At 69.8% G+C, this 13394-nt stretch carries 13 protein-coding genes and 1 pseudogene; 10 read left to right on the top strand and 4 right to left on the bottom strand.

Annotation, left to right across the window (positions count from 1 at the left end):
- Nucleotides 1–22: 22 nt before the first annotated feature.
- The 8 genes from MMF94_RS07910 to MMF94_RS07875 all read left to right on the top strand — a co-directional run bounded on the left by MMF94_RS07910 (nt 23) and on the right by MMF94_RS07875 (nt 7116).
- Nucleotides 23–1612, top strand: coding sequence for an amino acid permease (locus MMF94_RS07910; protein WP_241035635.1), 1590 nt, complete (start codon nt 23–25; stop codon nt 1610–1612).
- A gap of 28 nt (nt 1613–1640) precedes the next feature.
- Entirely contained in the window at nt 1641–3017 is a 1377-nt protein-coding gene (locus tag MMF94_RS07905) for a glutamine synthetase family protein (RefSeq protein WP_241035745.1), read from the top strand.
- The gene (locus MMF94_RS07900) at nt 2998–3723 is read left to right on the top strand and encodes a gamma-glutamyl-gamma-aminobutyrate hydrolase family protein (protein WP_241035634.1); all 726 of its coding nucleotides are present in this window, start codon (nt 2998–3000) and stop codon (nt 3721–3723) included. The genes MMF94_RS07905 and MMF94_RS07900 overlap by 20 nt, the downstream gene beginning before the upstream one ends.
- A 64-nt stretch (nt 3724–3787) precedes the next feature.
- A complete protein-coding gene (locus MMF94_RS07895; protein ID WP_241035633.1) occupies nt 3788–4834 on the top strand; it encodes a hypothetical protein in 1047 nt (348 codons plus the stop codon).
- Between the two features lie 175 nt (nt 4835–5009).
- A complete protein-coding gene (locus MMF94_RS07890; protein ID WP_338104174.1) occupies nt 5010–5297 on the top strand; it encodes an ArsR/SmtB family transcription factor in 288 nt (95 codons plus the stop codon).
- On the top strand, nt 5294–5776 hold the full coding sequence (locus MMF94_RS07885) for an SRPBCC family protein (protein ID WP_241035631.1): 483 nt from the start codon (nt 5294–5296) through the stop codon (nt 5774–5776). The genes MMF94_RS07890 and MMF94_RS07885 overlap by 4 nt, the downstream gene beginning before the upstream one ends.
- On the top strand, nt 5777–6235 hold the full coding sequence (locus MMF94_RS07880; protein ID WP_241035630.1) for an SRPBCC family protein: 459 nt from the start codon (nt 5777–5779) through the stop codon (nt 6233–6235).
- Between the two features lie 113 nt (nt 6236–6348).
- Entirely contained in the window at nt 6349–7116 is a 768-nt protein-coding gene (locus MMF94_RS07875; protein WP_241035629.1) for a 3-oxoacyl-ACP reductase, read from the top strand.
- Nucleotides 7117–7159: 43 nt separating this feature from the next.
- Here the strand turns inward: MMF94_RS07875 and MMF94_RS07870 are convergent, their stop codons facing one another.
- Nucleotides 7160–8353, bottom strand: coding sequence for an RNA-guided endonuclease InsQ/TnpB family protein (locus MMF94_RS07870; RefSeq protein ID WP_241035628.1), 1194 nt, complete (start codon nt 8351–8353; stop codon nt 7160–7162).
- An 11-nt stretch (nt 8354–8364) separates the two neighbouring features.
- Here MMF94_RS07870 and tnpA point away from each other — a divergent pair.
- A pseudogene (gene tnpA / locus MMF94_RS07865) lies at nt 8365–8776 on the top strand (IS200/IS605 family transposase).
- A gap of 35 nt (nt 8777–8811) precedes the next feature.
- On the opposite strand, the gene MMF94_RS07860 reads toward tnpA, so the two are convergent.
- Nucleotides 8812–11094: a HelD family protein gene (locus MMF94_RS07860; protein WP_241035744.1), complete on the bottom strand. Its 2283-nt coding sequence runs from the start codon at nt 11092–11094 to the stop codon at nt 8812–8814.
- Nucleotides 11095–11378: 284 nt separating this feature from the next.
- On the opposite strand from MMF94_RS07860, the gene MMF94_RS07855 reads away from it, so the two are divergent.
- Nucleotides 11379–12152, top strand: a complete 774-nt coding sequence (locus tag MMF94_RS07855) for an RNA polymerase sigma factor SigF (protein WP_241035627.1) — start codon at nt 11379–11381, stop codon at nt 12150–12152.
- A 12-nt stretch (nt 12153–12164) separates the two neighbouring features.
- Here the strand turns inward: MMF94_RS07855 and MMF94_RS07850 are convergent, their stop codons facing one another.
- Together MMF94_RS07850 and MMF94_RS07845 are read right to left on the bottom strand one after the other, a co-directional pair.
- Nucleotides 12165–12713 (bottom strand): DUF6328 family protein, encoded by a 549-nt coding sequence (locus tag MMF94_RS07850; RefSeq protein WP_241035626.1) that lies wholly within the window; start codon nt 12711–12713, stop codon nt 12165–12167.
- Nucleotides 12714–12784: 71 nt separating this feature from the next.
- Nucleotides 12785–13366, bottom strand: a complete 582-nt coding sequence (locus MMF94_RS07845; protein ID WP_241035625.1) for a type 1 glutamine amidotransferase domain-containing protein — start codon at nt 13364–13366, stop codon at nt 12785–12787.
- Nucleotides 13367–13394 lie beyond the last annotated feature (28 nt).

Raw genomic sequence — 13394 nt, 5'->3', positions numbered from 1 at the left:
ATCCGCGATTCCTGGAGGTCGCATGCCCACGAACGACCGGACCGACGACAGGAACAGCGTGGGCAAGGACGACGACGAGGCCACCCTGCATCGTCTCGGATACGTGCAGGTGCTCTACCGCGAGATGGGCGGGTTCTCCAACTTCGCGATCTCCTTCACGATCATCTCGATCCTCGCCGGCTGCCTGACCTCGTACTACATCGCGTTCAACAACGGTGGGCCCGTCGCCATCACGTGGGGCTGGCTCCTCGTCGGCGGTTTCTGTGTGCTGGTGGCGATGGCCATGGGTGAGATCGCCTCGGCGATGCCCACCGCCGGCGCGCTGTACTTCTGGGCGTCGAAGCTCGGCGGTCCGGCGTGGGGCTGGTTCACCGGCTGGTTCAACCTGGTCGGGCAGATCGCGGTGACCGCCGCGATTGACTACGGCGCCGCGATCTTCACGACCGCGCTGCTCAACCTCTGGTTCCCCACCGTCGCCGGCACCGGCACCGGCACGGTCTTCGTGGTCTACTCCGTGATCGTCGCGCTGCACCTCGCGCTCAACCTGCTGAACGTCAACCTGCTCGCGCGGCTCAACACGGTCTCCGCCTGGTGGCACATGATCGGCGTGGTCGTCATCGTCGCCGTGCTGATCGTCATCCCGGAGAACCACCAGTCCGCGGCGTTCGTCTTCGGGGAGACGATCAACAACTCCGGGTTCGCCGGCAACGGGTTCGGCGACGTCGGCTTCTGGTTCGTGTTCGGCATCGGCCTGCTCATGGCCCAGTACACGATCACCGGGTACGACGCCTCTGCGCACATGAGCGAGGAGACGCGGCTGGCGTCTCGTGCCGCGGCGTGGGGCATGGTCATGTCGGTCGCCGTGTCGGTGCTCTTCGGCTTCGTGCTCCTGGTGGCCGTGACGTTCGCCGTGCCCGACGTGCAGGGCACGCTCGACGCTCTGGGCAATGCGGTGGTCTACATCTGGACCGAGTCGCTCGGTACGGCCTGGGCGGAGTTCCTGCTGCTCATCGCGGTGGTCGGACAGTTCTTCTGCGGTACGGCGTCGGTGACGTCGGCGTCGCGGATGATGTTCGCCTTCTCCCGTGACGGCGCTGTGCCCGGCTCGCGGGTGTGGCGCAAGGTCGCGGCGAACCGCGTGCCGGTGAACGCGGTGATCGCGATCGCCGTGCTGAGCTGGGCGCTGATGCTGCCGACGCTCGCCAACGGTGTGGTCGGCTACCTCGTCGGCACGTCCATCGCGGTGATCGGGCTCTACATCGCGTTCGCGCTGCCGATCATCCTGCGGATCCGGGCCGGTGCCCGGTTCGAGGGCGGGGCGTGGAGCCTCGGTCACCACTACCGGTGGATCGCGCCGGTCGCGGTCGCCTGGATCGCCATCGTGTGCCTGCTCTTCCTGATGCCGGTCTCCCCCAAGGGCATTCCGGGCGCCGCCGACTTCGACTGGAACGTGGTCAACTACGCGCCGCTCACCGTGGGCGGGGCGCTGATCTTGTTCGGCGGCTGGTACCTGCTCTCGGCGCGCCGCTGGTTCACGGGACCGGTGCGCGAAGTGGGCATCGAGGAGGAGCCGCCGATCACCGAACGGGAGCTGGAGACCGAAACACCGTGAGATCCTCGATCACATGAGACCACGCGGCATGCTCACCCTCGACCAGCTGCGCGTCGCCGTCGACGACGGGTCGATCGACACCGTGCTGGTGGCGTTCACCGACATGCAGGGCCGGCTGCAGGGCAAACGCTGCGCGGCCACGTATTTCCTGGGCGAGGTCGTGCCGCACGCGGCGGAGGCCTGCAACTACCTGCTGGCCGTCGACGTCGAGATGAACACCGTCGCCGGCTACGCGATGTCGAGCTGGGAGCGCGGCTACGGCGACTTCGTGCTGAAGCCCGACCTCACGACGCTGCGGCAGGTCCCGTGGCACGAGGCCACGGCGCTCGTGCTCTGCGACGCTCAGTGGGCCGACGGCTCGCCCGTGGTCGCGTCACCGCGGCAGATCCTGCGTGCCCAGCTGGAGCGGCTCGCCGAGCGCGGTCTGCAGGCCGACGTGGGCACCGAGCTGGAGTTCATGCTCTTCGCCGACTCGTTCGACACGGCGTGGCGCAAGGGCTACCAGCAGCTCGAGCCGGCGAACCAGTACAACGTCGACTACTCGATGCTCGGCACGGCACGCGTGGAGCCGCTGCTGCGCCGGATCCGCAACGGGATGGCCGGCGCAGGCATGGTCGTCGAGTCGGCGAAGGGCGAATGCAACCTCGGCCAGCACGAGATCGCCTTCCGCTACGCCGACGCGCTCACCACCTGCGACAACCACTCGATCTACAAGACGGGCGCCAAGGAGATCGCCGACCAGGCGGGCATGGCGCTCACCTTCATGGCGAAGTACGACGAGCGGGAGGGCAACTCCTGCCACATCCACATCTCACTGCGTGGGCAGGACGGACCGGTCTTCGCCGGCAGTGCCGATGCGGGCTCCGCTGGCGCTACGCCCGGTGAGGAGCACGGCTTCTCCCCGCTGTTCGCGCAGTTCATCGCGGGGCAGCAGGCATGCCTGCGCGAGCTCACCTACCTGTTCGCGCCCAACATCAACTCCTACAAACGCTACGCCGACGGCTCCTTCGCGCCCACGGCCGTCGCATGGGGTGTGGACAACCGCACCTGCGCGCTACGCGTCGTCGGGCACGGCCCGTCGCTGCGCGTGGAGAACCGCGTACCCGGCGGCGACATGAACCCGTACCTGGGCGTCGCCGCTGTGATCGCCGCAGGGCTGCACGGCATCGAGAACGAGCTGCAACTGTCGCCGGAGCTCGTCGGCAACGCCTACACCTCCGATGCCCCTCGAGTGCCCGGTACGCTGCGAGAAGCGGCCGAGCTCTTCGCCGGGTCCAAGGTGGCCCTCGCGGCGTTCGGCCAGGAAGTTGTCGATCACTACGCCAACGCCGCACGAGTGGAGTTGGCCGCCTTCGACGCGGCCGTCACCGACTGGGAGCGCAGGCGTGGCTTCGAACGGCTCTGATCCTCACGGCCCCGATCGTCCCGTCGTCGGGCTCACCACCTACGGGGAGCGCGCGGCGTACGGGGTGTGGGACCACGACACCGTGCTCCTGCCCAGCACGTATCCCGACATCGTCTTCGCCGCGGGCGGGATCCCCGTGCTCCTGCCACCGCGCCCGCAGGCAGCCGCGGCCGTCGACCGGATCGACGCACTCGTGCTGTCCGGGGGGCCCGACATCGACCCGCAGCGCTACGGGGCGGACCGCCATCCCCTCACCGGCGCCGCGCGGGCCGAGCGCGACGCCGCCGAGATCGCGATGCTGCAGCGGGCGCTCGAGCGTGAGATCCCGGTACTCGGCGTCTGCCGCGGATTGCAGATGCTCAACGTCGCTCTCGGCGGCACCCTCGTCCAGCACCTGCCCGATGCCGTCGGGCACAACGGGCACAACCCCACCCCCGGCAAGTTCGCCACCACCATGGTCGACCTGGTTCCCGGTGGCCGCGTGGCCACCGCGGTCGGCACCACGGTGGCGGTGCAGTGCCACCACCACCAGGCCCTCGACCGGCTCGCCGACGGCCTGGTCGTCACCGCCCGTGCGGGCGACGGCACCGTCGAGGCCGTGGAACTCGACGAGCGCCCGTTCGTGGTAGGTGTGCAGTGGCATCCCGAACAGGACGCCACCGACATCCGGCTCATGGCAGCGCTGCTGGCCGCAACCCGCACTTGACCTTGGGATAGGTCACCCCATGGCGTGACTTGACGAAGTCTTTGCCATTGCTCACGCTCGATTCATGATCAACCGGGCGCTGCACATGGTCGGAAGCTTTCCGGCCGGCACGACGGCCGACGCGATGAACGAGATGCTGGAGCTGGCCGGGCCGTACCTTGCCACGCTGCCCGACGGCGAGACCGGTGATCGACGCAACTGGATCGCCTCGGTGATGGAAGGCCTGCGCGCGCACCCCGATCTGGAGGTCCGCCGAGAGGGCGACTTCGCGGGCTACGACCGGCTCCTCAACTTCCGGGTCCGCCGCGGCCACCGGCTCCGCGGCGACTCCCTGCACTTCGGCTACCCGGAGACGTACGCCGAGGCACGGCCGGTGTTCGACGCGGCCCGTCAGGCACACGGCCGCACGGACCTGATCTTCCAGATCGGCCTGCCGACCGGTCTCGGCATGTCGATGTTCACCATGGGCCCCCGAGGTCCGCTTCTCTACCGGCGGCCCTTTTCCGAAGCCATCGCCAGGGAGATCAGCCGCATCCGCGATGACGCAGGCGACGACGTGCTCGTCCAGCTCGAGATGCCCGCCGAGCTCGCCTTCGTCGCGATGAGTCCCGCGCCGGTACGCCCGATCGTCGCGGCCTGGCTCGCCCGCACGGTCGCCGCGCTGGTGCGCCTCACCCCGGAGGGCACGCGTTTCGGGCTGCACCTGTGCATGGGTGACCTGCAACACACCGCATTGTTCCGGTTGCACGACACGGGCCCCGTCGTCACGCTGCTCAACGCCCTGGCCGCCCGCTGGCCGTCCGATCACCGTCTGGAACTCGTCCACGCACCGCTGGCCGCGGGTGAGGAGCCCCCACCGCTCGACCCGGCGTTCTACGCGCGACTCTCGGCGCTGCGCCTGCCCCCGGACACCCGGTTCGTCGCCGGGCTCCTGCACGAGGGCCGGACGGCCGACGAGCTGCGCTCGGCGATGACGGCCGTCGAGGAGGCGCTCGGTCGTCCGGTCGACATCGCCGCGTCGTGCGGGCTGGGCCGGCGCGACCGGGAGATGGCCCGCACGATCCTGCGCCAGGGGGCGCAGCTGTGCGGGCCCGGGGTCGCCACGGCGTAGCGGAGCGTCCACGTCCGGGCGCGAGAACCGCCCGCACTAGACCGGATCTTTGGCGAGTTGGCGGGGTGGGCGAGGCGCGACGTCCAGTTCACGCTGAACCCTTGACACCCACAGCTTTATTAGTGAACGCTAACCGTTAGTGAGTCCTGACCGAGCAGTTGACGGGTGGAGCGCGTTGGCGGACGGCACGCGGCGTGCCATTGTGAGCCGCCTCGCTGAGGGCCCGCAGGCGGTGGGGCAGATCGCTGCCGAGCTGCCGGTCACCAGGTCTGCGGTCTCCCAACACCTGAAGATCCTCAAGGACGCCGGCCTGGTGAGCGAGCGCGCGGTCGGTACACGACGGATCTACCGGCTCAATCCGACGGCGATGGCCGCGTTGCGAGATCAGCTCGACACCTTCTGGCAGCGAGCTCTCGCCAGCTACGTGGATGTTGCCGAACAAGCGACAGAGGAGAGTCCATGACCCGAACTGAGGCCGCTGTTGTCCGCAGGCAGGTCGTGGTCAACGCGGAGATCACGCAGGCCTTCACGGCGTTCACCAAACGTTTCGGCGACTTCAAGCCACCAGAACACAACCTGCTCGCAGCTGCGATCACCGAGACGGTGTTCGAGCCGCGAGTCGGTGGACACATCTACGACCGTGCGATCGACGGCAGTGAGTGCCACTGGGCGCGGATCCTGGACTACGAGCCGCCGGAGCGCTTGGTGTTCAGTTGGGACATCAGCCCGCAGTGGCAGGTCGAGACCGACCCGGAACTGACCAGCGAGGTCGAGGTCCGGTTCGTCCCGGAGGGTCCGAACCGCACCCGTATCGAGCTGGAGCACCGCCACCTCGACCGACACGGACCCGGATGGCAGTCGGTCGGTGAAGGCGTCGACGGAGACCACGGATGGCCGCTGTACCTGGCCCGCTACGCCGCCCTGTTCGAACCGGAGAGCTGAATGTCCCCGATCATCGCCTCTGCGGAAGTGGACCGCCCCGCCGCCGAGGTCTTCGCCTACGCCACCGACCCGACTCGGTTCAGGGAGTGGCAGGCAGGCGTCATCGACGCTCGCATGGACCATCCCGGCCCTCCGCAAACAGGCATCAGGTGCCTGACCACCCGACGCATCGGCGGAGCCGACCGGGCCGTGACTTCCGAACTGACCCATATCGACCCACCGAGGACGTGGGGTGTGCGTGGCATCGACGGCCCCATCCGCGCCACGGTCGATCTCACAGTGGATCCACTGACCGAGACCCGTTCCCGGCTGACCATCACAGTCGACTTCGAGGGGCACGGCATCGGCAAGCTCCTCGTCCCGCTCGTCGTCCGCCGCCAAGCCCAGAAGGAAATGCCGGCCAACGTCGCGAGTTTGAAACGACACATCGAAACCCGCCAGCCACCACCCCGGGCGTAGGCCGACAGGTTCGCGCGACAACGCCGCTCGTCCCAGCTCAGGAGCCCCCTACGACCGCTCCGCGGCTCTCGTGATCACACCGGCGGGAAAGCGCCAGGCTAGTGTCCGGTCTCATGATCGAGCGGTTCGCGGGACGCACGGCGGTCGTCACGGGCGGCGGCAGCGGTATCGGGCTGGCGACGGCCCGCAGGCTGGCGCAGGAGGGTGCGAACGTCGTCGTCGCCGACATCGACACGGGACAGGGGCAGGCGGTCGCCGACGAGGTCAACGGCCTGTTCGTGCGCACCGACGTCACCTCCGAGGAACAGGTGCAGGCGCTGTTCGCGGCGGCGGCGGAGCACTACGGCAGCGTGGACGTCGCCTTCAACAACGCCGGCATCTCCCCGCCGGAGGACGACTCGATCCTCACCACGGGCCTCGAGGCGTGGCAACGCGTCCAGGAGGTCAACCTGACGTCGGTGTACCTGTGCTGCCGGGCCGCGATCCCGCACATGCAGCGCGCCGGACGCGGCTCGATCATCAACACGGCGTCGTTCGTGGCGGTGCTGGGAGCTGCCACGTCGCAGATCTCCTACACCGCGTCCAAGGGCGGAGTGCTCGCCATGTCGCGCGAGCTGGGCGTGCAGTTCGCCCGGGAGGGCATCCGGGTCAACGCGCTCTGCCCCGGCCCGGTGGACACCCCGCTGCTGCAGGAGCTCTTCGCCGCCGACCCCGAGCGCGCGCAGCGGCGGCTGGTGCACATCCCGATGGGCCGCTTCGCCCGGCCCGAGGAGATCGCCGGCGCGGTGGCGTTCCTCGCCAGCGACGACGCCTCCTTCATCACGGCCTCGACGTTCCTGGTCGACGGCGGCATCTCGGGTGCGTACGTGACTCCCCTTTGACGTCCTCCCCGCTCTGATGGGCGGGGATTCCGGTCTGCGCTGCTCATGCGGCGCTCCCGGTGGGTTCCTGCTTCGCGGACAACTGCCCCGGCAAGCCGAGGTCTGACGTCGTCTCCACAGGCGTTGGCCTGTCCGCCCGTCCGGCGGCCAGGATGTTGATTGCTGCGTTGATGTCCCGGTCGTGCACAGCACCGCAGGGGCAGACCCATTCACGCACGTGCAGGGGCTTGGCCTCGCCGATGGCCCCGCACGTCGAGCATGCACGGGTGGAGGGCAACCAGCGGTCGACCTTGGCGAACGTTCGCCCGTGACGTGCCGCCTTGTACGCCAGCATGCCGACGAACGTGGACCACCCGGCGTCGTTCACCGAGCGAGCGAGCCGTGTGCGGGCAAGGCCGGACACGGCGAGGTCTTCCACATAGACCGCTTGGTTTTCGCGGACGATCGTGGTCGACAGCTTGTGGAGCCAGTCCCTACGGGTATCCCCGACCCGGGCATGGCAGCGCGCGACCTTGCGTACCGACTTGCCGCGGTTAGCCGACCCCTTCTGACGGCGGGACAGTTCTTGTTGTGCCCGCCGGAGCTTCGCCGCGGCCTTGCGTGCGATACGCGGGTTGTCGACCTTGCGGCCATCGGAGAGCACCGCGAAATGGGTCAACCCGAGGTCGATCCCCACCTGCCGCCCGGCCGGCGGGAGTAGCTGGTCGTCGACCTCTACCACGAACGAGGCGTGGTACCGGTCCGAGGCATCCACGGTCACGGTCACGCTCGAGGCGTCGGCCGGCAGCTCGCGGGACCAGCGGACGGGGACGTCGCCGATACCGGGGAGTCTTAGACAACCGGCGGGGGTCACTCGGAACCGGGCGGCCTTGGTGAACCGGATCGACTGTGCCCTGTCTCGTTTCGACCTGAACCGGGGTGCGCCCAGCTTGCGTCCCTTCCGTTTCCCGGTGAGGGAGGCGAAGAAGTTTCGGTAGGCGGTGTTCGCATCGGCCAACGCCTGCTGCAGCACCACTGCGGACACCTCGGCAAGCCACGGCCGCTCGGGAGTCCGCTTCGCGGCGGTAAGCGCCTTCGACAATGCCGCGTCAGTCGGGTATGGACCCCCTGCGAGATGTGCTGCTCGGCGTGCGGCGACGGCGTCGTTGAACACCACTCGTGCGCACCCGAACGCCTTCGCGAGGGCGATCCGCTGATCCGGTGTCGGATTAAGGCGGTAGGCGTACCGGAGCTGCACCCGATCACCGTATCCGCACTGACAGACACTGCTCTTTCCTGCTGCACGCGCACTTGGTTTTCGTCACGAAGTACCGGCCGGGTGTTCAGCGAGCGACACCGCACCCGGCTGGAAAAGATCACGCGGGCTGTCTGCGACAACTTGGAGATCGAGCTGGTCGAGTTCACCGGCCTGGTCAACTTCCCGCCCAAGGTCGCCATCTCGAAGCTGGTCAACAGCCTCAAAGGCGTCTCCTCGCGCCGTCTGCGCCACGAGTTCCCCGACCTCGCGCGGCACTACTGGCGTGCGCAGCGCTTGTGGTCCTCGCTCAGCGGTGCACCACCCAGCATCCTGCGGCACTACATCGAGCAACAGCACCATCCGCTCTCGGGCACACTCGCCCGCTGCGCGAACCCCCCGCGTCCGCCATCACCACCGCACTGAAAGTGCGATGCACTAGCGGACATCTCGGTAGCAGTTCAGGCCTGGTGCAACCGGTGCAGCATCGCCGGCAGCGGCTCCGCGTGCACGACCGCCAGCCGCTGGGTGGAGCGGGTGAGCGCCACGTAGAGATCGTTCGCACCGCGCACCGACTCGGCCAGGAGCTCGGCAGGTTCCACCACCACGACGGCGTCGAACTCGAGGCCCTTCGCGGCGGTGACCGGGAGCACCACCACGGGCGCGGTGAGGTCGACGTCCACCTCGGCGCCGTCGGCTTCGGGGTCGTCCGTTCCCAGCAGGCGCTCCCGCAGCGCGGCGACCCGCGCGGCCGGGGCGAGCACCGCGGTGCGGCCGTCACCCACCGCCCCGGTCTCCTCGGCCAGCACCTTCGCGACGGTGTCCTCCAGCGCCGTGGCCGTGCGGACGCCGTCGGGGCCCGGGACGAGGTCGACGCGCACCGCGCGCGGGGGGACACCCGTGCTGCGCACCGAGCGCGGCGCGGCGAGCCCCGACTCGATCGCGGCGAGCACGTCGTCGGCGACGTCCGCGATCTCCGATGGCGTGCGGTAGTTGACGGTGAGCTGTTCGAGCCGCCACCGGGCGGCCACGAACGGCGAGAGCACCTCGCCCCAGGACGCCGCGCCCGACAGGTCGCCGGTCTGCGCGATGTCCCCCACGATGGTCATCGAGCGGGTGGGGCAGCGGCGCATGACCAGCCGCCAGGCCATCGGCGAGAGCTCCTGCGCCTCGTCCACGATCACGTGGCCGTAGGTCCACTCGCGGTCGGCCGCGGCCCGGTCGGCGGTGGAGTCGTAGCGGCGCACGGCCTGGCGCTCGGCCAGCCGGTCGGCGTCGACGACGTCGGTGGCGCGCAGCAGCTCGGGGTCGAGATCCTCCTCCAGGTCGAGCACATCGAGCACGCCCTGGGCGTACAGCACCTCTTCGCGCAGCGCAGCGGCCTCCCGTGCCGCCGCCTCAGCACCGTCGTCGCCGAGCAGCTCGGCGGCCTCGTCGAGCAGTGGGACGTCGGCGGGCGTCCAGCGCAGGTTGGCCGCGACGTCGTCGCCGGGGGCGTCGCGCAGCAGCAGCTCCCGGTCGGCGGCCGGGAGCCGCCGGGCCACCGTGTTGAGCCGCTTCGGGGAGGAGAACAGGTCGGTGAGCAGTTGTTCGGCCGAGAGCGTCGGCCACAGCGCATCGAGCTCACGGGTGAGCTCTCTGCTCTCCGTGAGCTCTTCCCGGATGTCGGACAGGTCGCCGGAATCGAGCAGGCCGCGGCCGCCGAGCGTGCGCGCCACCTGGTCGGCCAGCAGCCGCACGGCCTCCTTGTGAAAGATCCGCTTCGCCTCGTTATGGGGCCGCCGCGAGCGCCGGGCGCGCGTGCGCGCAGCGTTGGCGACGTCCCGATCCAGCCGCACCCGCTGCTGCTCCACGACGAGCTCGATGGGCCGCCGGGGCACCTGCTGACGGTCGCGGACAGCCGCAGAGATCACGGCCGCCATCTCGGCTCGGCCCTTGACCGCAGCAGTGAGCGGAGACTCCGCACGCCGAGCATCGAGGCCGGGGTGCAGCTGCCCGACGGTGCCGAGCACCACCGCGGTCTCACCCAGCGACGGAAGGACCTGCCCGATGTAGCTCAGGAAGGTCGGGTTCGGCCCGACCACCAGCACGCCGCGGCGGGCCAGCCGGTCGCGGTGCGTGTAGAGCAGGTAGGCGGCGCGGTGCAGCGCCACCGCCGTCTTGCCCGTGCCCGGGCCGCCCTGCACCACGAGAACTCCGCTGGGCTTCGAGCGGATGATCGCGTCCTGCTCCGACTGGATGGTGGCGACGATGTCGCCCATGCGCCCGGTACGGCGCGCACCGACCGCGGCGAGCAGCGCGGCCTCACTGGTCAGGCCGCCCGCCTGCGACGCGGCCGTGGCGTCGTCCAGGTCCAGCACCTCGTCGTCGACGGCCGTGACCTCGCGACGGCGGGTACGCAGGTGGCGGCGGCGCCGGATGCCCTCGGGCGAGGCCGCCGTGGCGGTGTAAAAGGGCCGCGCGGCAGGCGCACGCCAGTCCATCAGGAGCGGTTCGTACTCGTTCTCCTCGTCGAGCAGCCCGAGTCGCCCGACGTAGCGGCGCTCGCCCTCGTCGGTGTCGAGCCGGCCGAAGGCGAGCCCGTGCTCCGCGGCACGCAGCGCCGCGAGGCGGTCGGTGTACATCGCCGCGGCAGCGTCCCGTTCGGTGAGTGCCTGCGGGGTGCCCACCGTCTCGTCGTGCAGCACGGACTCGAGCCGCCGCGCCGTGTCGGCACGACGGGCGTCGAGACGCTCGTAGAGCATTCCGACGTAGCGGCGCTCGTACTCGATTCCGTCGTCGCCGGTGGGGAGAACGTCGGCGGAGGCGCTGTCGCTGGTACGGGGGTCCCCCGTCGGTGTGTCACCCGCCGGGGCGTCGCTGCCGCTGCGAGCGTGGGACGTGCTGTTCGACACCGGCAATTCACCTTCGCGAAGCGGACGGACGGAATGGCAGCTTACGAACGTACCAGCGCGAGCGTTTTCTCCCGACTGCTCGCGGGTAGCTCACACGGTGCGACCCGATCCCTGCCCCAGGTGCCCGGTGCGCCGTGTCTGACTCCTCCCGCGAATCCGACTACGCCCACTTGGCGCCGTTGTTCGCCGAGTTCGCGTCCCTGCCGCCGGACGATCCTGGCCGAGCCGGGCTGCGCCAGAAGCTCGTGACAGGTTACCTGCCGGTGGCGCGGCACATCGCCCGGCGCTTCGCCGGGCGCGGCGAGCCGGTCGACGACCTCGAGCAGGCCGGCACCGTCGGCCTGCTGAACGCGGTGGATCGGTTCGAGCCGAACCGCGGCGTCGACTTCCTCTCCTACGCCGTACCCACCATCACCGGCGAGATCCGGCGGCACTTCCGCGACCGGACCTGGTCGATGCGGGTGCCGCGGCGCCTCAAGGACCTGCAGAGCGCCATCAACTCGGCCATCGGCCCCCTGTCCCAGGAACTGGGCCGGGCTCCGCGGCCCAGCGAGATCGCGATGCGTATCGGCATCCCACCCGCGGAGGTCGTCGAGGGCCTGGACGCCCAGCAGGCCTACCGCAGCACCTCTCTGGACGAGCTCGTGGCAGGCGCCGACACCACTCTGACCGACACGCTCGGCAGCGCCGACACGGAACTCGAGAAGGTGGAGTACAGGGAGGCCCTCGCCCCGCTCCTGGAAGAGCTCCCCGAGCGGGAGCGGACGATCCTGCTGCTGCGCTTCTTCGGCAACCTCACGCAGACCCAGATCGCCGACCGCGTCGGGATCTCCCAGATGCACGTGTCGCGGCTGCTGTCCCAGACGCTGGCGCAGATGCGCAGGCGGATCACGGAGGACGACGCGTAGCCGCGGCGGCGGCTAGGTTCGAGCCGGCGTGCGTTCCTCGTCCTGCCGGGCGACAGTGCCGCCGTTGCGCGGCTGCCGCAGGAGCCGCAGCGGGAGCACGAACCACAACCCGAGCAGGATCACCCCGACCGCGCTCGCGACCGGCACCGCGATCTCGTCGCTGGTCGCCACGTCGAGCACGAGCAGCACCGACCCCGTGAGTGTGAGCGCCAGCGTGGCCAGTCCGGTAGTGAAGAGCCTGTGGCCGAGCTGCACCGTCTGCTGCTTCACCCCGCGGCGGAACGTCATGCGGTGGGCGGCGGCAGGCGCGACCAGGAGCCCGGCGGTGATGACCGAGAGCAGCAAGGTGACGATGTAGGTCCACCGCTGCATCTCGTCGAGCCTCGCGAACCGGTCCGTGAACGACAGCGACAGCAGGAACGCGAAGAGGATCTGCACGCCTGTCTGCGCCACCCGCAGCTCTTGCAGCAGCTCGATCATGTTGCGGTCGGCCCGCTGCAAGGGGCCCTCGCCGGGGCGTTCCTGCCCGGCTTCCGGCATACCGCGGTCCGGGCCCTTCATGCTGGGAGGGTACCCGGGTCACAGGACGCGAGTCGTCCGTCGAGAGCCTTCCCGGGCCCCCGGTTGCCCGGTCAGCCGGCCGTCGCTCCGCTCGCCTGCACCTGGTGTGCACCCTCCGCGAACTCCTCGACGATCTTCGCGCAGAACGCCTGCAGGTCACCCGGGTTGCGGCTCGACACCAGACCGTGGTCGGTGACGACCTCCTCGTCGACCACCGTGCCGCCCGCGTTGCGGATGTCGGTGCGCAGGCTCGGGTACGACGTGAGCGTCCGGCCGCGCACGAGGTCGGCCTCGACCAGCGTCCACGGCCCGTGACAGATCACTCCCACCGGTTTCCCGGCACGGAAGATCTCCTGCACGAAGCCGACGACGTCAGGATCCATCCGCAGGCGGTCGGCGTTGACCGTGCCGCCGGGCAGGATGAGGGCGTCGTAGTCCGCCGCGGATGCCTCCTTCACCGCCTTGTCCGCGGTGAAGGTGTCAGCAGGCTCGATGTCGTGGTTCATCGCCTGGATCTCGCCCTCGGACAGCGAGAGGATCTCCGTCTGCGCGCCCTCCCGGTTCACCGCTTCGCGGGGCTGCTCGAGCTCCACCTGCTCCACGCCGTCGGTGGCCAGGATGGCGATGCGCTTGCCGTTCAGCCTGCCGGTCATGTGTTCCTTCCTCGTTCTCACTGATGTG

Origin of the sequence: Pseudonocardia alaniniphila (assembly GCF_022524485.1) — a bacterium.
Lineage (GTDB): Bacteria > Actinomycetota > Actinomycetes > Mycobacteriales > Pseudonocardiaceae > Pseudonocardia > Pseudonocardia alaniniphila.
The sequence above is the reverse complement of the archived record's forward strand: the minus strand, read 5'-3'. Positions and strand labels throughout refer to the sequence as shown.

Excerpts from the sequence above, each read along its gene's own strand:
- MMF94_RS07910 (WP_241035635.1), top strand. The coding sequence starts at position 23 with ATGCCCACGAACGACCGGACCGACGACAGGAACAGCGTGGGCAAGGAC.
- MMF94_RS07905 (WP_241035745.1), top strand. The coding sequence starts at position 1,641 with ATGCTCACCCTCGACCAGCTGCGCGTCGCCGTCGACGACGGGTCGATC.
- MMF94_RS07895 (WP_241035633.1), top strand. The coding sequence starts at position 3,788 with ATGATCAACCGGGCGCTGCACATGGTCGGAAGCTTTCCGGCCGGCACG.
- MMF94_RS07885 (WP_241035631.1), top strand. The coding sequence starts at position 5,294 with ATGACCCGAACTGAGGCCGCTGTTGTCCGCAGGCAGGTCGTGGTCAAC.
- MMF94_RS07880 (WP_241035630.1), top strand. The coding sequence starts at position 5,777 with ATGTCCCCGATCATCGCCTCTGCGGAAGTGGACCGCCCCGCCGCCGAG.
- MMF94_RS07875 (WP_241035629.1), top strand. The coding sequence starts at position 6,349 with ATGATCGAGCGGTTCGCGGGACGCACGGCGGTCGTCACGGGCGGCGGC.
- MMF94_RS07860 (WP_241035744.1), bottom strand. The coding sequence starts at position 11,094 with ATGCTCTACGAGCGTCTCGACGCCCGTCGTGCCGACACGGCGCGGCGG.
- MMF94_RS07850 (WP_241035626.1), bottom strand. The coding sequence starts at position 12,713 with ATGAAGGGCCCGGACCGCGGTATGCCGGAAGCCGGGCAGGAACGCCCC.
- MMF94_RS07845 (WP_241035625.1), bottom strand. The coding sequence starts at position 13,366 with ATGACCGGCAGGCTGAACGGCAAGCGCATCGCCATCCTGGCCACCGAC.